We start from the raw sequence: 21,389 nt of genomic DNA, 5'->3' as shown, positions 1-21,389 counted from the left end.
GCGTTACCAGAGCCGCAGGCGGCGCAGCAGAAAGATGGTGATGGCGGCACAACCCGTCATCACGCCGACCACGATCCAGAACGACGCCGGATCCTTGGTCCCCGGCAAGCCCGCCACGTTCATGCCGAAGATGCCCGTCACGAGCGTGGCGGGCAGCAGCAACGCGGACATGATCGCGAGCCAGAGCAGCTTGCGGTTGATGTCCTCCGACAGCGCCGTGGCGATTTCATCCTGCAACAGCTTCGCGCGTTCGTAGAGACCTTCGAGACCGCCGCCGAGGCCGTTCAACACCTGAATCGCCTGCACGAGCGCTTCCATCGAGCGCGGCTCGGCCCATTCGAGGCGGCGCAATACGAGCTGCGTCAGCGCGTTGCGCTCGGGATCGATGAACCGCTTCACTTCGACGATGCGCCTCCGCACGTCGCCCAGCACCGCGCGGCATCTGGAATGGCTTCCTTCGAGCACGCTTTCCTCGACATCGTCGAGACAATCGCCGATTTCGTCGATGCGGTCCGCGAAGGTATCGTTCAGCGCGCGAATGAGTCCCGCGAAGAGGTCGACGGTATCGCGGAATATCGCGCCTTCGAGGACCGCGTGGCGCAACCGGTCAGTCGATTGCAGCGGCCGTGCGCGCACGGTGATCATGCGATGTTTGTCGACGTAAAAGCGCAGCGCGCCGGTCGCACGGTTCGCTTCGCGCGCGCCGGGCGCGGCCGCATCCGGCGTCTTCGCGACGAGTTCGAGGTCCGCGACGACGCCGTACATGAAGTTCGAACCGATATGCACGCGCGGACGCTTGTCCTCGCCGTTCAGGAATTCGCGCGCGACATCCGGCATCGACGTGACGCCTTCGAGCCAGCCCTCGACGGTGTCGTCGTTCGCCGACAGATGCAGCCACGTCGGGCCATTGCCCGCGACGGAATCGCGCGCTTCGTCCCACGTCAGCCGCAGCGCCTCGCCGCCGGCAAAGCTGAACGCGCTGATGAATCCCGGCGGCGCCGGCTCGTTGCGCTTGAGCGGGCGCTCGCGCGCGTCGAATGGTTGAGTCATGTTCAATCTTGCATTTCCTGCTATTGCCTTTCGGTTTCCTCAGGGCATCTTCAGCCAAATGGGCGCGAAAAGCGCTTCGGAACCGCATCGTACTAGAACTCGTAGCGCCCCCAGAAGAAAGCGACGTCGCCATCGTTCAGGCCGGGGATGTGCGGGATGATCGTCGCCATGACGGACGCGCGCCGGTAGCGTATCGAGCCGATCGGCAGCGCGAGCGGCAGCGGCAGGTAATGAGCGATGTCGCTGCGCGCCGTGCGCCGACGAAGAACCCGCCGCCCGCCTGCAATCCGCCGAGCACCGGTTTCGTGTACCACTGTCGTGCGTAGCCGCCGATCGGTTCGAAGTTGTGATGCGAATCCGAAAAAGCGAACGCGAAGAGGATGTCCTCGTTGCCGTTCGCATCGGTCCAGTGCTTGCCCGCGCCGCCGCCGTATGACCACGGGTTGAGTTCGCTGCGATTGTCGAAGCCATCGATATGCCAGCCGTAACCGGCTATGTAGAGATCCCATGTGCCGTCGTGCGCGACGCGCATCACGCGCTGACACGCCGACGACATCCAGTCCCGCTTGAAATCGCACTCCTTGTTGTCGTCCGCCCGCACCGCGAGCGGCGCGCACAACATCGAAACCATGACCGCCTTGAGCAGTTTCTTTTTCATCGTCGTCGGACAGCATGCCGCGGTGTGGGTCGCGGCTCGTTGGCCGCTCTCGTCGCTCCGACATCGTCACGACGGCGATACGAACTTGAAATCGACCGGCGAGCCAATCGACAGTTGCTTCGGGTCCGACGCGAGCTCACCCGTCTGCGGATCGCGGCGGAAGAAGTACGCGCTGTCGGTTTCCTGATTGCCGACGACGAGCCAGCGCCCGGTCGGATCGATCGCGAATTCGCGCGGCGTCTTGCCGAGCGTCGGATAGCGTTTGACGAACTTCAGACGGCCGTTCTTCGGGTCGACCGAGAACTGGACGAGCTCGTTGGCGTCGCCGCGATTGGTCGCGTACAGGAAGCGCCCGTCCGGCGACAGATGAATCGCCCCGCCGCCGATCTTCCCTCTGAAGCCGGGCGCGATCATCGACGCGATCTGGGCCTGCGTGAGATTGCCGTCGCGGTAATCGAACACGAGCACCGACGCGTTCAGCTCGGTCGTCAGATAGGCGTGCTTGCCGCTCGCGTCGAAGATCAGATGGCGGGGCCCCGAGCCCGCCTTGATCGGCGTGTAGCGCGCTTCGGTCGGACCGAAGAGGCCGCGGCTCGATGCGGACGGATCGGCCGTGTAACGGTAGGCAAACACCTTGTCGACGCCGAGATCCTGCGCAAAGAGATATTTGCCGTCGGGCGAGAACACGGTCGAGTGGACGTGCGAATTGTCCTGCCGTCCCTTCACCGGTCCGCGGCCTTCGTGATGCACGGTCAGCACCGAGCTGCCCACGTGGCCGTCCGAGCCAAGCGGAAAGACCGCAAAGCTGCCGCCCGGATTCGAAGCGACGGAGTAGTTGGCGGTCAGCAGATATTTGCCGTCGGGCGAGAGCGCGAGGTAGCACGGATCATTGCCGTCCGACGAAACGCGGTTGAGAAAGCTCAACTGCCCTGTCGCACGATCGAAGCGAAAGGCGCTCACGCCGCCGCGCTGCGTCGCCGGTCCGTTGTCGCCGGGCAATTCGTTCACTGCATACACGTAATTCCGGTCGCGGCTCACGACGAGATACGACGGATTGACCGTCTGCGCCGACGCGATGCGGGACAGCTCACCGCTGCTCGTGTCGAAACGATACACATAGATGCCTTCGCTCTTGCCGCCGCCCGTATAGGTGCCGATGAGCAGATCGTAGACCTCGCCCGGCGACCCGTTTATCGTGGCCGTGCCGCTCGCCGCACGAGGTGCGGGGGGCGTCGCAGCCGTTTGCGCGAAGGCTTGCGCGGCCGCGAGCGAGAGCATCAGCGCGACGCCTTTCGCCCACGCGATGGGCCTTCCGCGCATCGGGCGCGCGTCTTGCAATACGGACCTGGGCGAATTCGCGCCGCTGGGATGGCTCGGGTGCATGAAACCTCCTCATCGTCTCTTTGCTGCGTGTTATAGGGGCGACGCGCGAGTTCGCCGGCATCGCAAGGCCCAAGGACGTGCGAGAGCAAATTCCGCTCCAAACGGCGTACATCGCCATGGCGAGCGATGGAGTTCGCCGCCGAAGTACGCCACGCACGACAGGCCAGCCGACACGATTCGAACCAACAACAGGAGTTGCCGCGATGACTATCCACCTAAGCCTTGGCCCGCTCGTCTCGCTGATCGCCGGGATCCTGATTCTCATCATGCCGCGGTTGCTGAACTTCATCGTCGCGATCTATCTGATCGTGATCGGGCTGATCGGCCTGTTCGGCATGGGATCGGCCCATTTCTGACGGGCGCGCGACTGTCGTTGTGACGCCGATTCACGTCGGCGGTTCCGCGTGCGGCCCTAAACGCGCACGCGCGCGCACGGCCCGACACACGCGCGTGCGCACAGTGTCACGAAAGAAGGACAGGCGTAACGAACGTAGCTTCGTCAGCCGTTAGCAAGTTGATCGAGACGCAGGCGTCCTTGCAGCGACAACGCCCCGACCGAAACGCCGCCGACGCCGAAGCTGTATCGGCTGAAACAGCCGCGTTCCGTGAGGAATGCGGCGGCGGTTTCCATCGCGTTGCGTGACAGACCGAGATGCTTGTGATCGAGCGCGAGAAGTGCCTCCGCATCCGAGACGTGGCTTGCGGCGGAAAGAATGGCGATGCAGTCGGCTTTCGACGGATGGAGCATGGGTTCTGTTCCTCGAAAACGCTACGTTAGGGAGCGGCCGGACAGTGCGCAGAGCAGCTTGCATGGCCCGCGTGCGCATCGCGCCCGGATCATGCGTGAAAGACGCGCGAAAGGCGCAAGCGTTTCAGTGCCTGAAAGTAACAAAGGAAACGGCACCGTGGCCTTTCACGAAACTTCATTCTAAACATCAGGCGAATGCTTTTTCAACGGCGCGCTCGGCGGTTCGCTAGTGCTTTTCCGCCAACGCTGCGCTCGTTGCTGTAGCGCAGGCCGTTGCGCGAGGTCGTCACGCGCGGCCCGGTTTTCTGCTTGCCGCGAACGATTGGGGCAGAATGCGGCCAGAAAGCTGCGTGGCGTGCGTCGCGTCATTCGTCCACGACGCCGCGCTTTGCTCGGGGCACGCGCGTCCCGAACATTTTGCTCAACCCGCGGCGCGTTTCGATTCGACATGCGCCGCCAGCAGGAAGATGTTTCGCTTATGCCAGCACTGATCGAAGACTATGCGATGGTCGGCGACGGCCATACCGCCGCCCTCATTTCCCGCGACGGCTCCGTCGATTGGCTCTGTTGGCCACGGTTCGACTCCGGCGCGTGCTTCGCGGCGCTGCTCGGCACGCCCGAGCATGGCCGATGGCTCCTCGCGCCCGAGATGCCCGACGGCGAAATGCCCGTCACCAGGCGCCGCTATCGCGACGACACGCTGATCCTCGAAACGGATTTCGAAACACCGCAAGGCGCGGTGACGCTCGTCGACTTCATGCCCTTGCGCAACGGGCATTCGGAGCTGGTGCGCATCGTGATCGGCCGACGCGGCACGGTGCGCATGAAAATGGAGCTCGTGTTGCGCTTCGATTACGGCTCGGTGGTGCCTTGGGTCTGCCGCCTGCCCGACGACAGCGGCATTCGCGCGATCGCCGGGCCGGATCTCGCGCTGCTGCGCACGCCGGTCGATCTCGTGGGCGAAAACATGCGCACTACCGCCTCTTTCGACGTGACCGCCGGCGAGCGCGTGCCCTTCTCGTTGTGCTATTCGCAGTCGCATCTGCGCCTGCCGCACGCGTCCGATCCGCATACCCAACTCGCGCGCACCGAGAATCACTGGCGCGAATGGTCGGGGCAAAGCGAGCTCGAGGGCCGCTGGGCGAGCGCGATCCGCCGCTCGCTCATCACGCTCAAGGCGCTCGCCTACGAGCCGACCGGCGGTATCGTCGCTGCGCCCACGACGTCGCTGCCGGAGCAGCTCGGCGGCACGCGCAACTGGGACTATCGCTACTGCTGGCTGCGCGATGCGACCATTACCCTGCTCGCGATGATGCGCGGCGGCTACTACGACGAAGCCCGCGCGTGGCGGGCGTGGCTGGGGCGCGTGATGGCGGGTTCGCCGTCGCAGATCCAGATCATGTACGGCATCGCGGGCGAGCGGCGCCTGCCCGAGTGGGAGATCGCGTGGCTTCCCGGCTACGAGGGCGCGTCGCCGGTGCGCATCGGCAATGGTGCGGTCGATCAGTTGCAACTCGACGTCTACGGCGAAGTGATGAACGCGCTGCACCTTGCGCGCGTCGGCGGCCTTCAAAGCGACGAAACCGCCTGGTCGATCCAGTGCGCGATGCTGCAGCACCTCGACACCATCTGGGAGGAGCCCGACGAAGGCATCTGGGAAGTGCGCGGCGGCCGCCAGCACTTCACGTTTTCGAAGGTCATGGCCTGGGTCGCCTACGACCGCGCGATCAAGTCGGCGGAAAAGTTCGAGCTGCCTGGCCCGATCGACCACTGGCGCGCGATGCGCGCGCGCGTCCGCGCCGAGGTGCTGAAAAAGAGCTGGAATCCGGCGCTGAACTCGTTCACGCAGGCCTACGGCAGCGATGCGCTCGATGCGAGCCTGCTGCTCATCCCGTTGCTCGGCTTTTTGCCGCCAAACGATCCGCGAGTGACCGGAACCGTACATGCGATCGAGACCAATCTGACGCACGATGGCCTCGTCAAGCGTTATCACACCGCCGAAGTCGCGGACGGGTTGCCGCCCGGAGAAGGCACGTTTCTGGCTTGTAGCTTCTGGCTGGTCGACAATCTGGCGCTGCAGGGCCGGATCGATGAAGCGCACGCCATGTTCGAGCGCCTCGTCGGTCTCGCGAACGACGTCGGGCTGCTGGCCGAGGAGTACGACACGGTGGCGAAGCGCATGGTCGGGAATTTTCCGCAGGCCTTCACCCACGTGGCGCTGGTGCACACCGGGATGAACCTGATGCGTCACGAGCAGGAGATGGCAAAGGCAACGGGCCAGCCATCCGGCTCAGGCAATCACGACGAGCCGGAAGCGCAAGCCGAGATCGATGCTGCGACAGGAAAGTCTTAAATAACTGTTTTGTTTGGTGAAATTGGTGTTTGCCGGTTATATTGTTGCAATGCACAAATAATAAGTTACAGCGATCTGTTGTTTCCAGGCCGGCAAATTCGACCGATCGGTTGAAATCAATGCTTAATGCGCGGAAAATCTTGCCCGCGCCGGGTCAAGGTTGTCCGAGCGTCGGTATTGCGCGGTTGGTAGTGCGGGAAACGCAGGCGGGAAACGCAGGCAGGAAACGCAGGCAGGAAGCATCGCAGTAAAGACAGTGCCCCGGCAGCATGGCAACAACTCGCCACGCTGCGGGGGGTCATCGAATGCCGTTGATGTTCATCGCCGGATGTATTGCCGGGATCAACGGGCGTACCGGTTCCACCGGAGTTACTGGGGCAACCATGCTCTATCAAATTCACGAATTCCAGCGAGCAATGCTGTCTCCCCTCACAGCATGGGCAGAGGCCGCATCGAAATCTTTCGTCAATCCGGCCAGTCCGCTCGCCTATATTCCCGGCTCGAGTCGTCTGGCCGCGGGTTACGAGTTGCTCTACCGGCTCGGCAAGGACTACGAGAAGCCAGAGTTCAGCATTCATCAGATCGTCAAGGACGGGCATAACATCCCGATCGTCGAGCAGACCGTGATCGAGAAGCCGTTCTGCCGTCTCTTGCGCTTCAAGCGCTTCGCCGACGACAGCGCCACCGTCACCAAGCTGAAGAACGAGCCGATCGTGCTCGTGTGCGCGCCGCTCTCGGGTCACCACTCGACACTGCTGCGCGACACGGTGAAAACGCTGCTGCAAGACCACAAGGTCTATATCACCGACTGGATCGACGCGCGCATGGTGCCGATCGAGAACGGCCCGTTCCATCTGGACGATTACGTCGAGTACATTCAGGAGTTCATCCGCCACATCGGCGCGAAGGATCTGCACGTGATATCCGTGTGTCAGCCGACCGTGCCGGTGCTCGCCGCCATCTCGCTGATGGCGAGCCGTGGCGAAGACACGCCGCGCACGATGACGATGATGGGCGGCCCGATCGACGCGCGCCGCAGCCCGACGTCGGTCAACTCGCTCGCGAACGAGCACTCTTACGGATGGTTCGAGAACAACGTCATTTACACGGTGCCGGCGAATTATCCGGGCGTCGGACGCAAGGTTTATCCGGGCTTTCTGCAGCATGCGGGCTTCGTCGCGATGAATCCGGAACGCCACCTCACGGCCCATTGGGACTTCTATCAAAACCTGCTGCGCGGCGACGATGACGACGCCGAGCAACATCGCCGTTTCTACGACGAATACAACGCCGTGCTCGACATGGCCGCCGAGTATTACCTCGAGACGATCCGCATCGTGTTCCAGGAGTTCCGGCTCGCAGAAGGCACCTGGGAAGTCAACGACGAACTCGTGCGTCCCCAGGACATCAAGCACACTGCACTCTTCACGATCGAAGGCGAGCTCGACGACATCTCCGGCAGCGGCCAGACGCGCGCCGCGCACGATCTGTGCACCGGCATTCCGGCGAAGCACAGGCGGCATTTCACGGCGGAGAAGGCCGGCCACTACGGCATCTTCTCGGGCCGTCGCTGGCGCACGATGGTGTATCCGCAGCTGCGCGAGTTCATTCTCGAGCACGACAAGACGCCGAAAACGGAAGCGGTGCCCGCGTAAGTGCGCGCGCGGCGGGACCGATTCCATCGCTCGAATAAAGACGTCGCGCCTTGCAGAAGGCGCGACGTCTTTTCTTTGACAGCGTCCGATCAGCGGCGTGTCAGATAAGCCAGCAGCAATTCGGTGTTCATGCGGACGATCTGCTCGCGCTGGCCCGGCTCGTTGAAATCGAGCCCGAAACTCGCTTCGAGCGTGAATCGGTTCGAGACAATGTAATAGCCGAGTCCCGACAGTACGATGTAGAGCTTGAGCGGATCGACGTCGGTGCGAAACAATCCTGCCTTTTGGCCACGATCGAGAATGGCCGTGAGCGTCGTGACCATCGGCGAAATGAGTTCGCGGATTCGATTCGAACCTTTGATATATCTCGCCTCATGCAAATTTTCGTTATTGATGAGGCGCAGCAATTCCGGGTGATCCCGATAGTAATCCCAGACGAAATGCGCAAGACGCGTCATTGCTTCGATGGGCGCGACGCCGTCGAGTTCGAGCGTACGCTCGGCATCGACGAGCGCGGCAAGGGCATGTTCGAGCACGGCGGTGAATAACTGCTCCTTGCTACCGAAGTAGTAATAGAGCATGCGTTCATTGGTCTCCGCCCGGCGTGCGATCTGATCGACGCGGGCGCCGAACAGACCTCCGGCAGCGAACTCTTCTGCGGCGGCAAGTAAAATACGGCGCCGGGTGCCTTCAGGATCTCTTTTGATTTTCGGCTGATTCATGGTGGCATGACTCGGGAGCCGCGTTGCCGGATTAGCGTCACGCGGCCCGCATTGGGGTACATGACGTGAACGGGCGCTGCCCATGGTTATTGGGAAACACCGTCCTGCGGTCAAACGGAAAAGCGCTTCGATTATGCGCACATCGAAGGACATTGGCAATTGGGATTGAAAGCCATTCGCCACGACGGTTGACGACTTCGGCGATAATGTCGGTCAAAGCCGAGCGCGTGCCGGAAAGCGGGACACGCGCCGAACAGGCAGCGTGCCGTCGTCGTGTACGCCGAAGCGTTTTCTCGCATCGAAGCGCGGCGTGATCACAGCGACGCCCTTCGCCCGCGTCGCGCACATGCTGCGCCAGTCCCCAAGGCATCATCGCAATTCCTCGTGACCGCAACCGTTCCCAAGACGCTCGCCGAGCGCATCGAAGATCTGCTGCCGCAGACGCAATGCACCAAGTGCGGCTATCCGGCCTGCCGACCGTATGCCGACGCCATCGCCGCGGGCGAGGCGAACTACAACCAGTGCCCGCCGGGCGGCGCCGAAGGCGTCGCGCGACTGGCCGCCTTGCTCGGCAAGCCCAATATTCCGCTCGACACGACGCACGGCCTCGAACGCGCGCGGCCCGTCGCCGTGATCGACGAGAACGCGTGCATCGGCTGCACGCTGTGCATGCAGGCGTGTCCGGTCGATGCGATCGTCGGCGCGGCGAAGCAGATGCACACGGTCATCGCGCAGCTGTGCACGGGCTGCGATCTGTGCGTGCCGCCCTGCCCCGTCGATTGCATCGCGATGGTGCCCGTCACCGGCGAGCGCACCGGCTGGGATGCCTGGAGCCAGGACGAAGCCGATGCGGCGCGCGCACGGCACGACCGCCGCGTCGCGCGTCTCGAACGCGAGCGCGCGGCTGCGGAAGCGCGGGCAAGCGCGCGTCAGGCAGCGCGCGCCGCACAAGCGGACCAGCCAGCGCCCGAAGCGCCGCCAGCGCAAGCGGCCGCGCCCGCTGCCGCGCCAGCCGCGAGCGACGATCCGGAAGCGAAGAAACGCGCGATCATCCAGGCCGCGCTGGAACGCGCGCGTAAAAAGAAAGAAGAGATGGCGAAGCTCGGCGCGGGTCCCAAAAACACGGACCACGTCAGCGCCGCGGTGCAGGCGCAGATCGACGCCGCCGAGCAACGCCGACGCCGTCTCGGTCTGACGGACGACGAAAACGCGTCCCATCCCGGCGAGCACGATCGCAGCGACAAACCCGCGTGAGAACGGACATCGAATCATGAACGCCACGAAGCGCCGCGCCATCTACGAGACGCTGCAAAGCCTGAATCCGCATCCGACGACGGAGCTCGAATACACGACGCCGTTCGAACTGCTGATCGCCGTGATGCTGTCCGCGCAAGCGACCGACGTCTCCGTCAACAAGGCGATGCGCAAGATGTTTCCTGTGGCCAATACGCCGGCGGCGGTGCTCGCGCTCGGCGAAGAAGGCGTATCGGAATACATTCGCACGATCGGGCTTTACCGCACGAAGGCGAAGAACGTGATCGCGACGTGCCGCATTCTCATCGATCAATACGGTGGTGAGGTGCCCGACAATCGCGAGGCGCTCGAAGCGCTGCCGGGCGTCGGACGCAAGACGGCGAACGTTATCCTGAACACGGCGTTCGGGCAGCCGACGATCGCCGTCGATACGCACATCTTCCGCGTCGCGAATCGCACGGGGCTCGCGCCGGGCAAGGACGTGCGCGCGGTCGAGACCGCGCTCGAGAAGTTCACGCCGAAAGAGTTTCTGCACGACGCGCATCACTGGCTGATCCTGCACGGCCGTTACGTGTGCAAGGCGCGCGTTCCCGAGTGCTGGCATTGCGCGATCGAGCCGCTCTGCGAATATCGGCCGAAGACGCCTGCGCCGGTCGAATGAGCCGGTTTTGGCGGACCGGGTGCGCCGCGGTCTACAATAGCGGGTTCGGAAACCCGCAATCGAATCAATACGTTATGTTCAACCCCAGCCGCGACGAAGTTCGCCATTTCTTCACCGAAACCTGGCGCAAAGAACGCGCCGGCGAGATTTTGACGCCGCTCGAAAGCATGGCCGCCGACTGGATCGGCGAGCATCCCGAATATCACGACGCGCTCGTGAATCCCGATTCTCGCGAGGCCGATTACTCGCCCGATCGCGGCCAGACCAATCCGTTTCTGCATCTGTCGATGCATCTTGCGATCAGCGAGCAATTGTCGATCGATCAGCCGCCGGGCATCCGCCGCGCGCACGACAAGCTGGTCGCGCGCCTGGGCTCGCCGCATGACGCGCAGCACGCGATCATGGATTGCCTCGGACAGGTGATCTGGGAAGCGCAGCGCTCGGGCACGCCGCCGGATACGGACGCCTACCTGGGGCTGATCGAGCGTCGTGCTTCGCGCGACTGAGCACGCGAAAACACCGCCGCCAAATGAAAACACCCCGCTTGCAAAGCGGGGTGCTGTCTGCTGACGAGACCTCGAAGCCGCGCGCTTACTTCTTCAGCACGAGACTGCCGTCGAGCGATTCGATATACGCCGCGAGATCCTTCAGATCGCTCTGCGACAGGCTCTGCACCTGCGCCGCCATGATGGCGTTGTTGCGGCCGAAGTTCGGGTTGTTGCCGCCGATCTGATACTGGCGCAGCGCCCAGTAGATATAGCTCGCATGCTGGCCTGCGAGCCGCGGATACTCGCCGCTCACCGGCTTGTTGAGCCCGGGGCCGTGGCAGGCCGCGCAGTTGTGGCTGTCGGACAGCGCCTTGCCGTTGCTCACATCGGCCGCGTGCGCCGCGCCGACCGTCATGCCGATGAGCGCCGCTGCCGCGCATGCTGCCTTGAAGCTGGTGTGAAGTGCCTTGGAGGGCTTCATGGATTCTCCTTCCCGTTATCGCTTTGCCGTGTCACGCGCGGATCACTTGTCGGGATTGTTCTTCGATTGGGGAGTCTGCGCGGCATAGTACGCGGCGATATCGGCGATGTCCTGATCCGACAGCGTCGTCGCGATGGCGCGCATCGTGTCGAAATGACGGTCGCCCTTCTTGTAGGCGTGCAGTGCATTGGCGATGTACTGCGCGTTCTGGCCGCCCAGCATCGGCACTTCGTAGACTTCGGGGTACGCGGTGCGATAGCCGGGGATGCCGTGGCAGCCGATGCACATCGCGACCTTGCCCTCTGCGGCCTTCGCGTTGCCGACGACGTCGGCCGACGCCTGGGTCGCGAAGCCGGCGAGACCGGACAGCGCTGCAATCACGGCACATTTGCCGACGAAATTGTTCATAGCTCTTCTAACCTGGCTTGAGGGGAAATCCGGCGCTCCAAAGGCCGCGGCCCGCGCCGAGCGCTTACAACCTTCTCGGGACTGTTTGCTGCTACAGGGTCTGTCGCCACGCAGGCCAAAAAAATCGCGCTAATTGTACCGCGCGACCTACCCCCCGTCCACACGCGAACCGCGCCGAAGCCCTGCTGGCAAGGGGAATCGGCTGAAAAGCAGTCACGTGGCCTGCGACAATTCGTCCCTGTACACGCGATGAACCCGCTTGCGCGCACGCTGCACACGCGTTCGGCACGCTGCGGCAACCCGCCGATGGAGCGGCTCAAACGATACCCGGCGCGCCTCAATGCCGAAAGGTCTTCTGACTTATACTGGGATTTTTTTCCTGACCGGATCTTCGTCATGCGTTTCGAAGGCTCATCGCAATACGTCGCAACCGACGATCTCAAGCTCGCGGTGAACGCCGCGATGACGTTGCAACGGCCGCTGCTCATCAAGGGCGAACCCGGCACCGGCAAGACCATGCTCGCGGAAGAAGTCGCGGGCGCGCTCGGCATGCCGCTCCTGCAATGGCACATCAAGTCGACGACCAAGGCGCAGCAAGGCCTCTACGAATACGACGCGGTCTCGCGCCTGCGCGATTCGCAACTCGGCGACGAGCGCGTGAAGGACATCCGCAACTACATCGTCAAGGGCGTGCTGTGGCAGGCGTTCGACTCGGACCAGCAGAGCGTGCTGCTCATCGACGAAATCGACAAGGCGGACATCGAATTTCCGAACGATTTGTTGCGCGAACTCGACCGCATGGAGTTCTACGTGTACGAGACCCGCGAGCTCGTGAAAGCGAAGCACCGGCCGCTCGTCATCATCACGTCGAACAACGAGAAGGAACTGCCGGACGCGTTCCTGCGCCGCTGCTTCTTCCATTACATCCGGTTCCCGGATGCCGAGACGATGAAGGCGATCGTCGAGGTGCACTTCCCGAACATCAAGCAGGATCTGCTCGCCGCCGCGATGCAGAGCTTTTTCGAGCTGCGCGGCGTGTCGGGACTCAAGAAAAAGCCGTCGACGTCCGAACTGCTCGACTGGCTCAAGCTGCTTCTCGCCGAAGACATTCCGCCCGAAGCCCTGCGCTCGTCCGATCAGAAGCAGATCGTCCCGCCGCTGCACGGCGCGCTTCTGAAGAACGAACAGGACGTCGCGCTGTTCGAGCGTCTGCTCTTCATGAACCGCAACCATCGCTAAAGAAATGAGCCGCTGGATCGAACCCGTCACACTGGAAGGCGAGCATGTCAGGCTCGTGCCGCTCACGGCCGGTCATGAACAGGCGCTCACGGCCGCCGCGAGCGACGGCGAATTGTGGAAGCTCTGGTACACGTTCGTGCCCTCTCCCGACAAGACGCGCGGTTACATCGACACCGCGCTCGACATGCGCGAGCGCCTCGGCGCGCTTGCGTTCGCGGTGATCGATGCGAAGACGGGCGATGTCGTCGGTTCGACGCGGTACTTCAATGTCGACGAAGCGAATCGGCGGCTGGAGATCGGCCATACGTGGTACGCACGACGCGTGCAGAAGACGGCGCTCAACACCGAAGCCAAGTTGCTGCTGCTGACGCACGCGTTCGAGAAGCTCGATGCCATCGCGGTGGAGTTCCGCACGCATTTCATGAACCACGCGTCGCGCGCCGCGATCGCGCGGCTCGGCGCAAAGCAGGACGGCATCCTGCGCAATCATCAGATCGGCCGCGATGGCGTGCTGCGCGATACCGTCGTGTTCTCGATCATCCAGTCGGAGTGGCCGGCGGTGCGCGCCAATCTGACCTACCGGCTCGACCGCTGAAACCCGTCACGATGGAGAGCGCGCCATGCTGATCGACTTTTTCTACTCGCTGCGCGACGCGAAGCTGCCCGTCTCGGTGAAGGAATATCTGACTTTGCTCGAAGCGCTGAAGGCGCAGGTGATTTCGCCGTCGCTCGACGAGTTCTACTTCCTCTCACGCATGACGCTCGTGAAGGACGAGAAGTACTTCGACAAGTTCGATCGCGCGTTCGGCACGTACTTCCACGGCGTGACGCAGCTTCCCGACGAAGCCTTCGACATTCCGCTCGACTGGCTCAAGAAGCGCCTCGACCGCGAATTCACCGCGGAGGAAAAGAAGCGCATCGAGGCGCTCGGCGGCCTCGACAAGCTCATGGAGCGTCTGAAAGAGCTGATGGACGAGCAGAAGGAGCGCCACGAAGGCGGCAACAAGTGGATCGGCACGGGCGGCACGTCGCCCTTCGGGCACGGCGGTTATAACCCGGAAGGCATTCGTATCGGCGGGGAATCGTCGGGGAATCGAACCGCCGTGAAGGTGTGGGACGAGCGCGCGTACAAGGACTACGACGATCAGGTCGAAATCGGCACGCGCAATATCAAGGTCGCGCTGCGTCGCTTGCGGCGCTTCGCACGCGAAGGCGCGGCCGAAGAGCTCGATCTGCCCGACACCATCCGCAGCACCGCCGCCAACGCGGGCTGGCTCGACCTCAAGATGGTTCCAGAGCGTCACAACAACGTGAAAGTGCTGATGCTGCTCGATGTCGGCGGCTCGATGGACGATCACATCAAGCGCGTCGAAGAACTCTTTTCGGCGGCGAAGGCGGAGTTCAAGCATCTCGAGTTCTACTACTTCCACAACTGCGTGTACGACTATCTGTGGAAGCACAATCGGCGACGTCACACCGAACGCACGCCGACCTTCGACGTGCTGCACAAGTTCACGCCCGACTACAAGCTGATCTTCGTCGGCGACGCGACCATGAGTCCCTACGAAGTGCTGCAGCCTGGCGGCTCCGTCGAATACAACAATGCCGAAGCGGGCGCGGTGTGGTTGCGCCGGCTCGCCGATCAGTTTCCGCATCACGCGTGGCTCAATCCCGAGCCCGAGCGGCTATGGGAATACCGCCAGTCGATTTCGGCGATCCGCAATGTCCTCGGCAATCGCATGTACCCGCTCACCATGGCGGGCCTCGAAACCGCCATGCGCGCGTTGTCGAAATAAAACCAATAGAACCAGCATGAAAGCCTCTCCCACGGCGCCCGTCGCGCTGCGTCCCTTCTTTGACTCGTCCCTCTCGACCATCGTCGCCGGCTTCGTCGCAATGATGACCGGCTACACCAGTTCGCTCGTGCTGATGTTCCAGGCGGGCCAGGCCGCGCATCTCAGCAACGCGCAGATTTCGTCGTGGATCTGGGCGCTCTCGATGGGCATGGCGGTCTGCACCATCGGGCTGTCGCTGCGCTATCGCGCGCCGATCGTCGTCGCGTGGTCCACGCCGGGCGCGGCGCTCCTCGTGTCGTCGCTGCCGAACGTCGCGTATGCCGATGCGATCGGCGCGTTCATCGTCTGCGCGGTGCTTCTGAGCGCAGTCGGTCTCACCGGCTGGTTCGACACGCTGATGAAGCGCATTCCGTCGGGCATTGCCGCCGCCTTGCTCGCGGGCATTCTCTTCGAGATCGGCATCGAGATCTTTCGCGCCGCCGGGCACCGGACCGCGCTCGTCATCGCGATGTTCTTCACGTATCTCACGGCCAAGCGCTTCGTGCCGCGTTACGCGATTCCCGCCACGCTCATCGCAGGCATCGCGATCGCAGGCGGGCTCGGGCTGCTCGACTTCACGCACTTTCACGTCGCGCTCGCGCATCCGGTTTTCACGATGCCCGCGTTCTCGCTCGCCGCGGCGATCAGCATCGGCATTCCGCTTTTCGTCGTCGCGATGGCGTCGCAGAACGTACCGGGCATCGCCGTCCTGCGCGCCGACGGCTACACGACGCCCTCCGCCCCGCTCATCTCGACGACCGGCATCGCGTCGCTCGTTCTCGCGCCGTTCGGCTCGCACGGCGTCAATCTCGCGGCCATCACCGCCGCGATCTGCACCGGCCGCGAGGCGCACGAGGAGCGCGACAAACGCTACACGGCGGCGGTCTGGTGCGGCATCTTCTATCTGATCGCGGGCACGTTCGGCGCGACGATCGCCGCCCTGTTCGCGGCATTTCCGAAGGAACTGGTCGTGTCCGTGGCCGCGCTCGCGCTCTTCGGCTCGATCATGAGCGGTCTCACCAACGCGATGCAGGACGCGCGTCAGCGCGAGCCCGCGCTCGTCACGTTCATGGTGACGGCATCGGGCCTCTCGCTATTGTCGATCGGCTCCGCATTCTGGGGATTGATCGCGGGCGTTTTGACACATTTCGTGCTCAATGCCAGACGATCCTGACGCGGCCTACAATGACGGAATCGGCCCCGATTTCAGGCCGGTTCTCCGCAATACATTCGTATTTCCGTCATGGCCTTGATCGACAAACTGCTGGCGCGCTCCACGCCGCCCGGCGCCACCCAGAAACGCAAGACAATCGTGCGCGTGCTGCTCGACGACGCCGGGCACGTCCAGGACGTCGTCCTAAAACTGAGTTGCGGCGATCCGGCGAAGGACGCCCACGCGCTCGACGAAGTCCGCAAGATGCGCTTCGCACGGGGTCAGCTCGGCTCGGGCACGGTGCGGCGGTGGCACGAGCTCGCCTACGCGGCCGACTGAAAGGCGTTTGAACGCGCAGTCTCGCGCCCGGTCGAAAACCGGCGCACACGGTATCAGCGCGCTCGCCACGCTCGGGACTAGAATGGGAGAATGACATTCAGGGGCGCGCCGCGCGAAGAGGTCGCCGCACGGCGTCGCAATCATGGGCAATCCGCGGGTTGGTTACCGCAATTTGACAAGGCGCAACGCGTCTGAGACTCCACATGACATCCGCTCTCGACCAGCTCAAGCAGTACACGACCGTCGTCGCCGACACGGGCGACTTTCAGCAATTCATTCAGTTCAAGCCGCAGGACGCGACCACGAATCCGTCGCTGATCCTGAAGGCCGTCCAGAAGGACGATTACAAGCCGCTGCTCGAAAAGACCGTCAAGGAGCACGCGAAGAAGCCGATGCCGCAGATCATCGACAATCTGCTCGTGGCGTTCGGCACCGAGATTCTCAAGATCATTCCGGGCCGCGTGTCCACCGAAGTCGACGCACGCCTCTCGTTCGATACGAAAGCGTCGATCGACAAGGCGCACGACATCATCAAGCTGTACGAGAACGCGGGCATCAGCCGCGATCGCGTGCTCATCAAGCTCGCGTCGACGTGGGAAGGCATCCGTGCGGCCGAGGTGCTGCAGAAGGAAGGCATCCACTGCAACATGACGCTGCTCTTCTCGCTCGCGCAGGCGGTCGCGTGCGCCGAAGCGGGCGCGCAACTGATTTCGCCGTTCGTCGGCCGTATCTACGACTGGTACAAGAAGTCCGCCGGCGCGGAATGGGACGAAGTGAAGAACGGCGGCGCGAACGATCCGGGCGTGCAGTCGGTGCGGCGCATCTACTCGTACTACAAGAAGTTCGGCTACAAGACCGAGGTCATGGGCGCGAGCTTCCGCACGGTGAACCAGATCACCGAGCTCGCCGGCTGCGACCTGCTGACGATCAGCCCGGACCTCCTGAAGAAACTCGCCGACAGCAACGACCGCGTCGAGCGCAAGCTCTCGCCGGAAGCGGTGAAGAACGAGAACGTGGAGAAGATTGCCGTCGACGAGCCGACCTTCCGCTTCCTCGTCAACGACGACGCAATGGCAACCGAAAAGCTCGCGGAAGGCATCCGCGCATTCGCCGCCGATGCGATCAAGCTCGAGAAGCTGATCACCGCGCTTCAATGACGCATGCATGAAGTAACCGCACGTCGCGCCGGAAGATTGGTGCGACGTGCGGTTTTTTCTATTTCGCTGCCTATTGACGTAATTTGACGGTTTCCGAGTCAACGTGGGACCCCGTTGCAATAGACTTTCGAGCTTTGGCGGCATGTCCGCTTCATATGCACGGAGTTACCGGTCATGCAACTGGACACCTATCTCTTCTATAACGGCGATTGCGCTGCGGCGCTCGAACTCTATCAGGCAGCATTCGGCGCGCAGATCGCCACGCTGGTCCGCTTCCGTGACGCACCGGACGGCGGCAACGCACCGCCCGACTGGCAGGACAAGATCATGCACGCGGTGTTTTGCGTGGGCCCGAACGCGATCATGGTCTCGGACGGCCGCTACGGTCAGCCGCGCAAGGACTACTCGGGCTTCACGCTGTCGATCGCCGCGGAGGACGCGCAATCCGGCGAGCGCATTTTCAACATGCTCGCCGAGGGCGGCAACATCCTGACGCCGTGGCAATCCACGTTCTGGACGCAAGGCTTCGGCATGCTGACGGATCGTTTCGGCGTGCCGTGGCTCATCAATGTGGTGCACGAAGGCGAAGCACGGACGGCCTGAGTGGTCATCGCTTCATCGCGTCATCAATTCATGGATTGAGCGCTCGCGCGCCTTCGATATTCCACTGCCGCTCGATTTCCGACAGACGCAGCCGCAGGCGATCCACCTGCTCCACGAAACGCATCGCGAGCCAGTGCATGCCCTGCGTCGTCGCGTTTCCGTCGTCGTCCGGGCATGGCGGCACGCCCGGCGCATCCACTGCGCGGTACAACAATCCCACGCGCCCGAAGCGCAACGCGCGAGCCATCTGCAGAAGCTGCTGGCGCACCGCGTACTCGCCCGGCGAGCACGCGATCGCGAAGCGGCTAGGCGTGGCGCTCGCGACTTCGGGCATCGACATGACCAGCATTTCCAGCGCCGCGAGAATCGAGCGGTGCAGCCGCTGGATCTCTTCGAGCCGGGTCATCGGCACATCGGTTTCCTTCGCGACCGACTCCATCAGCCCGCGCGATTGCACAAGCCGCTGGCTCATCGCGTAGAAGCGCCGCGCGGTTTCCTCCGCGAGAAGCGGCGTACCGTCGAGCAAGGCGCCGTAGAGCCTTGCGCACTCGCGCAGATTGTCCGCGAGCCGGTATCGCCAGGAATACGTCGCGTATTGCGGCAGGACGAAGGAAAAGCCGAGCGCGATGACGACGCCGATCATCACGTTGGCCGTGCGCCACAATCCGGTGGAAAGCGGCAGGTCGCCGTGGCCGGACACGATGACCATGGTGATTGCCGTGAGCAGCGCGACGTAGCCCGCCTTGCCGATCGCATAGTAGGCGCAGCCGCCCGCGATCACGCACATCAGCACGAAGAACACCATCACGGAGCCGGTGAGCATCTGCGCGAGGATGAGCACGAGTCCGAAGAACGCGCCGAGCGCCGTGCCCACCGCGCGCTCGCCCGCCTTCTTGCGGATGTTGCCGTAGTGCTGCAATCCGCCGATCACGACGAGCACCGATACCGACGCCCATACGCCGTGCGGCATGTCGATGCCCGTCGTGACCGCGATCGACACCGCCATCGCGAGCGCGACGCGTACCGCATGAATCACGTTCGCGTGCCGGTAGCGGAAGTACGGCGACGTAATCGAATGAAGCAGGCGCGCGAGACGGCTGCGCCTGAGTGACGTCGATGTCGGAGAAAGCATGGTTCGCTCACCTCGATGAACACGCACGCCCGTCGAACAAAGGCTGCCGGAAAACGAAACGCCCGTAACGGCCGGATGGCTGTTACGGGCGTTTTACCAGCTTTTCGCGCGCCGCGCCGGGCACGTGCGCGTGCGCGATCGGTCGGAATCAGCCTTCCACGATATCCAGATAGTCTTCCGGACGCGTGCGGTCGTCCGAGCGCTTGAGGCCCAGCACGCGCACGAGCAGGCTCACGACGATCGAGACGATCAGATTCGCGATCAGCGCCCACACCGCCGCGTAGCCCGGCACGACATAGCCGAACAGATGCAGCGGGTAGATCGAGCCCTTCAGTTGCAGCGACACGGCCATCCACGTGCCGACGCCGATGCCCACCGCCCAGCCGAGCAGCAAGCCGCGATGATCGAGCACACGCGTATAGAGGCCGAGCACGAGCGCGGGCAGCGTCTGGATGATCCAGATGCCGCCGAGCAGTTGCAACTGGATCGCGTAGGTCAGCGGCAGCGCGAGAATGAAGACCACCGCGCCGATCTTCACGATCAGCGACACGAGCTTCGCGACGTTCGTTTCCTGCTCCGGCGTCATCGACGTATTGACGAACTCGCGATGCACATTGCGCGTGTAGAGGTTCGCCGCCGCGATCGACATGATCGCCGCCGGAACCAGCGCGCCAATGCCGATCGCCGCGAACGCAACGCCCACGAACCACGACGGGAAGTAGTGCAGGAAAAGCGCCGGCACCGCGAAGTTCGCGCCATATGCCTTGAAGTACGACGCGTACTCGGGCATGTCCTTCACGCCCGATGCCAGCGCCATGTAGCCGAGCAGCGCGAGCAGGCCGAGCACGAGCGAGTATGCCGGCAGCAGCGACATGTTGCGGCGGATCGTGTTGCCGGAGTTCGACGAGAGAATCGCCGTCACCGAGTGCGGGTACAGGAAGAGCGCGAGCGCGGAGCCGACCGCGAGCGTCGCGTACGCGCTGTAGCCGTTCAGGCTCGCGGCATCGGGCGCTTTCAGGAGCAGCTTCTCGGGCGGCACGACGCTGAATATATGGCCGAAGCCGCCGAGCTGCGCCGGAATCACGATCATCGCGGCGATGATCGTGATGTAGATCAGCACGTCCTTCACCACCGCGATCATCGCGGGCGCGCGCAGGCCCGACGTGTACGTGTACGCAGCGAGAATGGCGAACGCGATGATGAGCGGCAGATCGCCGACGAAGCCTTGCGTCGAGAACCCGAGCGCGCCGATCACCACTTCGATGCCGACGAGCTGCAGCGCGATGTACGGCATCGTCGCGACGATGCCCGTCACCGCGACGGCGAGCGCGAGCATGCGGCTGTTGTAGCGCGCGTGCACGAAGTCGGCGGCGGTCACATAGCCGTGACGCTTCGCGATGCTCCAGAGCTTCGGAAACACGACGAACGCGAACGGATAGATGAGGATGGTGTACGGCAACGCGAAGAAGCCCGTCGCGCCCGCGCCGAACACGAGCGCCGGCACCGCGACGAACGTATAGGCGGTGTACAGATCGCCGCCGAGCAGGAACCACGTGACGATGGTGCCGAAGCGGCGCCCGCCGAGGCCCCATTCGTCGAGCTGGGCGAGATCGCCCTTACGCCAGTGCGCGGCGATGAAGCCGAGAATCGTGACGCCGACGAAGAAGAGAACGAAGACGAAGGTTGCGGTGGCGTTCATCATCGCGCACCTCCGTTCTTTCGTCCCGAGGGCAGCGCCTTCGTCTTCTTATAGACGACGGCGGTGATGACCGCGCTGATCAGCACCCACAAGAGCTGATACCAGTAGAAGTACGGAAAGCCCCAAAGAACGGGCTCGATCTTGTTGTAAAACGGCACCCATACCACACCGATCCACGGAAGGATCAGAAGCCAAAGCCAATGCTTGTTGCGCGGTTGTCCAGTGCCGGTCGTAGCTTCGTGAGCCATGAACGGTCTCCTCTTGTTTTGTTTCGCGTCGTTATTGCGAGCCCGGCGGGATGCCGGTTGTCGGGTAGACACGCCGCTGAAAGCGCCCCGAAATAACAGAGGGAGTATATGGACCCTTAAAAC

23 protein-coding genes and 1 pseudogene are annotated in these 21,389 nt (G+C 63.3%); 13 read left to right on the top strand and 11 right to left on the bottom strand.

The genetic code is table 11. The annotated features are described in order from the left end of the window. Positions 1-3 precede the first annotated feature (3 nt). From NCS58_RS05105 to NCS58_RS05090, 4 genes and pseudogenes are all read right to left on the bottom strand, one after another. Positions 4-1,050, bottom strand: coding sequence for a transporter (locus NCS58_RS05105; protein WP_250476484.1), 1,047 nt, complete (start codon positions 1,048-1,050; stop codon positions 4-6). A 92-nt stretch (positions 1,051-1,142) separates the two neighbouring features. Next, the gene (locus tag NCS58_RS34325) at positions 1,143-1,364 is read right to left on the bottom strand and encodes a hypothetical protein (protein ID WP_250476483.1); all 222 of its coding nucleotides are present in this window, start codon (positions 1,362-1,364) and stop codon (positions 1,143-1,145) included. A 2-nt stretch (positions 1,365-1,366) separates the two neighbouring features. Next, positions 1,367-1,582 (bottom strand): annotated as a pseudogene (locus NCS58_RS05095) (antimicrobial peptide resistance and lipid A acylation PagP); the annotation flags it as partial. A 192-nt stretch (positions 1,583-1,774) separates the two neighbouring features. After that, positions 1,775-3,028, bottom strand: coding sequence for a lactonase family protein (locus tag NCS58_RS05090; RefSeq protein WP_250538021.1), 1,254 nt, complete (start codon positions 3,026-3,028; stop codon positions 1,775-1,777). Between the two features lie 266 nt (positions 3,029-3,294). Here NCS58_RS05090 and NCS58_RS05085 point away from each other — a divergent pair, with 266 nt between their 5' ends. After that, complete coding sequence (locus NCS58_RS05085; protein ID WP_074168899.1) at positions 3,295-3,447, top strand: DUF3096 domain-containing protein; 153 nt, start codon at positions 3,295-3,297, stop codon at positions 3,445-3,447. A 143-nt stretch (positions 3,448-3,590) separates the two neighbouring features. Here the strand turns inward: NCS58_RS05085 and NCS58_RS05080 are convergent, their stop codons facing one another. Further along, positions 3,591-3,839, bottom strand: coding sequence for a hypothetical protein (locus NCS58_RS05080; RefSeq protein WP_250538020.1), 249 nt, complete (start codon positions 3,837-3,839; stop codon positions 3,591-3,593). 478 nt (positions 3,840-4,317) lie between these two features. Here NCS58_RS05080 and NCS58_RS05075 point away from each other — a divergent pair, with 478 nt between their 5' ends. Next, complete coding sequence (locus tag NCS58_RS05075; RefSeq protein WP_250538019.1) at positions 4,318-6,192, top strand: glycoside hydrolase family 15 protein; 1,875 nt, start codon at positions 4,318-4,320, stop codon at positions 6,190-6,192. 383 nt (positions 6,193-6,575) lie between these two features. After that, positions 6,576-7,847 carry a polyhydroxyalkanoate depolymerase gene (locus tag NCS58_RS05070; RefSeq protein WP_061121768.1) on the top strand — a complete coding sequence of 424 codons (1,272 nt, stop codon included), beginning with the start codon at positions 6,576-6,578 and terminating at the stop codon, positions 7,845-7,847. An 89-nt stretch (positions 7,848-7,936) separates the two neighbouring features. On the opposite strand, the gene NCS58_RS05065 is transcribed toward NCS58_RS05070, so the two are convergent. Further along, positions 7,937-8,569: a TetR/AcrR family transcriptional regulator gene (locus tag NCS58_RS05065; RefSeq protein WP_061121769.1), complete on the bottom strand. Its 633-nt coding sequence runs from the start codon at positions 8,567-8,569 to the stop codon at positions 7,937-7,939. Between the two features lie 384 nt (positions 8,570-8,953). Between NCS58_RS05065 and rsxB the strand changes: the two genes are divergently transcribed. The 3 genes from rsxB to NCS58_RS05050 all read left to right on the top strand — a co-directional run bounded on the left by rsxB (position 8,954) and on the right by NCS58_RS05050 (position 10,990). Beyond that, entirely contained in the window at positions 8,954-9,823 is an 870-nt protein-coding gene (rsxB, locus tag NCS58_RS05060; RefSeq protein ID WP_250538018.1) for an electron transport complex subunit RsxB, read from the top strand. A 16-nt stretch (positions 9,824-9,839) separates the two neighbouring features. Next, positions 9,840-10,484 carry an endonuclease III gene (gene nth, locus NCS58_RS05055; protein WP_250538017.1) on the top strand — a complete coding sequence of 215 codons (645 nt, stop codon included), beginning with the start codon at positions 9,840-9,842 and terminating at the stop codon, positions 10,482-10,484. 74 nt (positions 10,485-10,558) lie between these two features. Continuing rightward, positions 10,559-10,990, top strand: a complete 432-nt coding sequence (locus NCS58_RS05050) for a DUF1841 family protein (RefSeq protein ID WP_250538016.1) — start codon at positions 10,559-10,561, stop codon at positions 10,988-10,990. Positions 10,991-11,075: 85 nt separating this feature from the next. On the opposite strand, the gene NCS58_RS05045 is transcribed toward NCS58_RS05050, so the two are convergent. Together NCS58_RS05045 and NCS58_RS05040 are read right to left on the bottom strand one after the other, a co-directional pair. Then, on the bottom strand, positions 11,076-11,453 hold the full coding sequence (locus NCS58_RS05045; RefSeq protein ID WP_061121773.1) for a c-type cytochrome: 378 nt from the start codon (positions 11,451-11,453) through the stop codon (positions 11,076-11,078). 42 nt (positions 11,454-11,495) lie between these two features. Further along, positions 11,496-11,861 (bottom strand): c-type cytochrome, encoded by a 366-nt coding sequence (locus NCS58_RS05040; RefSeq protein WP_061121774.1) that lies wholly within the window; start codon positions 11,859-11,861, stop codon positions 11,496-11,498. 396 nt (positions 11,862-12,257) lie between these two features. Between NCS58_RS05040 and NCS58_RS05035 the strand changes: the two genes are divergently transcribed. From NCS58_RS05035 to NCS58_RS05005, 7 genes are all read left to right on the top strand, one after another. Beyond that, entirely contained in the window at positions 12,258-13,100 is an 843-nt protein-coding gene (locus NCS58_RS05035; protein WP_061121775.1) for a MoxR family ATPase, read from the top strand. Positions 13,101-13,104: 4 nt separating this feature from the next. Then, on the top strand, positions 13,105-13,695 hold the full coding sequence (locus tag NCS58_RS05030) for a GNAT family N-acetyltransferase (RefSeq protein ID WP_250538015.1): 591 nt from the start codon (positions 13,105-13,107) through the stop codon (positions 13,693-13,695). Positions 13,696-13,720: 25 nt separating this feature from the next. Continuing rightward, on the top strand, positions 13,721-14,896 hold the full coding sequence (locus NCS58_RS05025) for a VWA domain-containing protein (RefSeq protein WP_250476475.1): 1,176 nt from the start codon (positions 13,721-13,723) through the stop codon (positions 14,894-14,896). A 16-nt stretch (positions 14,897-14,912) separates the two neighbouring features. Next, entirely contained in the window at positions 14,913-16,109 is a 1,197-nt protein-coding gene (locus tag NCS58_RS05020) for a benzoate/H(+) symporter BenE family transporter (protein ID WP_250538014.1), read from the top strand. 69 nt (positions 16,110-16,178) lie between these two features. Next, a complete protein-coding gene (locus NCS58_RS05015) occupies positions 16,179-16,427 on the top strand; it encodes a hypothetical protein (protein ID WP_061120568.1) in 249 nt (82 codons plus the stop codon). 203 nt (positions 16,428-16,630) lie between these two features. Then, a complete protein-coding gene (gene tal / locus NCS58_RS05010; RefSeq protein WP_250538013.1) occupies positions 16,631-17,584 on the top strand; it encodes a transaldolase in 954 nt (317 codons plus the stop codon). Between the two features lie 174 nt (positions 17,585-17,758). Then, positions 17,759-18,187 carry a VOC family protein gene (locus NCS58_RS05005; protein WP_061120570.1) on the top strand — a complete coding sequence of 143 codons (429 nt, stop codon included), beginning with the start codon at positions 17,759-17,761 and terminating at the stop codon, positions 18,185-18,187. A gap of 28 nt (positions 18,188-18,215) precedes the next feature. Here the strand turns inward: NCS58_RS05005 and NCS58_RS05000 are convergent, their stop codons facing one another. The 3 genes from NCS58_RS05000 to NCS58_RS04990 all read right to left on the bottom strand — a co-directional run bounded on the left by NCS58_RS05000 (position 18,216) and on the right by NCS58_RS04990 (position 21,266). Continuing rightward, positions 18,216-19,319: an FUSC family protein gene (locus NCS58_RS05000; protein WP_250538012.1), complete on the bottom strand. Its 1,104-nt coding sequence runs from the start codon at positions 19,317-19,319 to the stop codon at positions 18,216-18,218. A gap of 148 nt (positions 19,320-19,467) precedes the next feature. Beyond that, a complete protein-coding gene (gene mctP / locus NCS58_RS04995) occupies positions 19,468-21,018 on the bottom strand; it encodes a monocarboxylate uptake permease MctP (protein WP_061120638.1) in 1,551 nt (516 codons plus the stop codon). Next, positions 21,018-21,266 (bottom strand): DUF3311 domain-containing protein, encoded by a 249-nt coding sequence (locus NCS58_RS04990; RefSeq protein ID WP_008350708.1) that lies wholly within the window; start codon positions 21,264-21,266, stop codon positions 21,018-21,020. Before NCS58_RS04990 ends, mctP begins: the two co-directional genes overlap by 1 nt. Positions 21,267-21,389 lie beyond the last annotated feature (123 nt).

It is taken from the genome of Caballeronia sp. INML3B (assembly GCF_023631305.1).
GTDB classification, from domain to species: domain Bacteria; phylum Pseudomonadota; class Gammaproteobacteria; order Burkholderiales; family Burkholderiaceae; genus Caballeronia; species Caballeronia turbans.
This window is presented reverse-complemented; position numbering and strand designations above follow the sequence as displayed.

What these genes read in the sequence shown, in the direction of transcription:
- NCS58_RS05005 (WP_061120570.1), top strand. Translation starts at nt 17,759, where the DNA reads ATGCAACTGGACACCTATCTCTTCTATAACGGCGATTGCGCTGCGGCG.
- nth (WP_250538017.1), top strand. Translation starts at nt 9,840, where the DNA reads ATGAACGCCACGAAGCGCCGCGCCATCTACGAGACGCTGCAAAGCCTG.
- NCS58_RS05045 (WP_061121773.1), bottom strand. Translation starts at nt 11,453, where the DNA reads ATGAAGCCCTCCAAGGCACTTCACACCAGCTTCAAGGCAGCATGCGCG.
- NCS58_RS05105 (WP_250476484.1), bottom strand. Translation starts at nt 1,050, where the DNA reads ATGACTCAACCATTCGACGCGCGCGAGCGCCCGCTCAAGCGCAACGAG.
- NCS58_RS05030 (WP_250538015.1), top strand. Translation starts at nt 13,105, where the DNA reads ATGAGCCGCTGGATCGAACCCGTCACACTGGAAGGCGAGCATGTCAGG.
- NCS58_RS05065 (WP_061121769.1), bottom strand. Translation starts at nt 8,569, where the DNA reads ATGAATCAGCCGAAAATCAAAAGAGATCCTGAAGGCACCCGGCGCCGT.
- NCS58_RS05075 (WP_250538019.1), top strand. Translation starts at nt 4,318, where the DNA reads ATGCCAGCACTGATCGAAGACTATGCGATGGTCGGCGACGGCCATACC.
- NCS58_RS05070 (WP_061121768.1), top strand. Translation starts at nt 6,576, where the DNA reads ATGCTCTATCAAATTCACGAATTCCAGCGAGCAATGCTGTCTCCCCTC.
- NCS58_RS05015 (WP_061120568.1), top strand. Translation starts at nt 16,179, where the DNA reads ATGGCCTTGATCGACAAACTGCTGGCGCGCTCCACGCCGCCCGGCGCC.
- NCS58_RS05050 (WP_250538016.1), top strand. Translation starts at nt 10,559, where the DNA reads ATGTTCAACCCCAGCCGCGACGAAGTTCGCCATTTCTTCACCGAAACC.
- mctP (WP_061120638.1), bottom strand. Translation starts at nt 21,018, where the DNA reads ATGAACGCCACCGCAACCTTCGTCTTCGTTCTCTTCTTCGTCGGCGTC.
- NCS58_RS05035 (WP_061121775.1), top strand. Translation starts at nt 12,258, where the DNA reads ATGCGTTTCGAAGGCTCATCGCAATACGTCGCAACCGACGATCTCAAG.
- NCS58_RS05020 (WP_250538014.1), top strand. Translation starts at nt 14,913, where the DNA reads ATGAAAGCCTCTCCCACGGCGCCCGTCGCGCTGCGTCCCTTCTTTGAC.
- NCS58_RS04990 (WP_008350708.1), bottom strand. Translation starts at nt 21,266, where the DNA reads ATGGCTCACGAAGCTACGACCGGCACTGGACAACCGCGCAACAAGCAT.
- NCS58_RS05025 (WP_250476475.1), top strand. Translation starts at nt 13,721, where the DNA reads ATGCTGATCGACTTTTTCTACTCGCTGCGCGACGCGAAGCTGCCCGTC.
- NCS58_RS05000 (WP_250538012.1), bottom strand. Translation starts at nt 19,319, where the DNA reads ATGCTTTCTCCGACATCGACGTCACTCAGGCGCAGCCGTCTCGCGCGC.
- NCS58_RS05040 (WP_061121774.1), bottom strand. Translation starts at nt 11,861, where the DNA reads ATGAACAATTTCGTCGGCAAATGTGCCGTGATTGCAGCGCTGTCCGGT.
- NCS58_RS05090 (WP_250538021.1), bottom strand. Translation starts at nt 3,028, where the DNA reads ATGCGCGGAAGGCCCATCGCGTGGGCGAAAGGCGTCGCGCTGATGCTC.
- tal (WP_250538013.1), top strand. Translation starts at nt 16,631, where the DNA reads ATGACATCCGCTCTCGACCAGCTCAAGCAGTACACGACCGTCGTCGCC.
- NCS58_RS05080 (WP_250538020.1), bottom strand. Translation starts at nt 3,839, where the DNA reads ATGCTCCATCCGTCGAAAGCCGACTGCATCGCCATTCTTTCCGCCGCA.
- NCS58_RS05085 (WP_074168899.1), top strand. Translation starts at nt 3,295, where the DNA reads ATGACTATCCACCTAAGCCTTGGCCCGCTCGTCTCGCTGATCGCCGGG.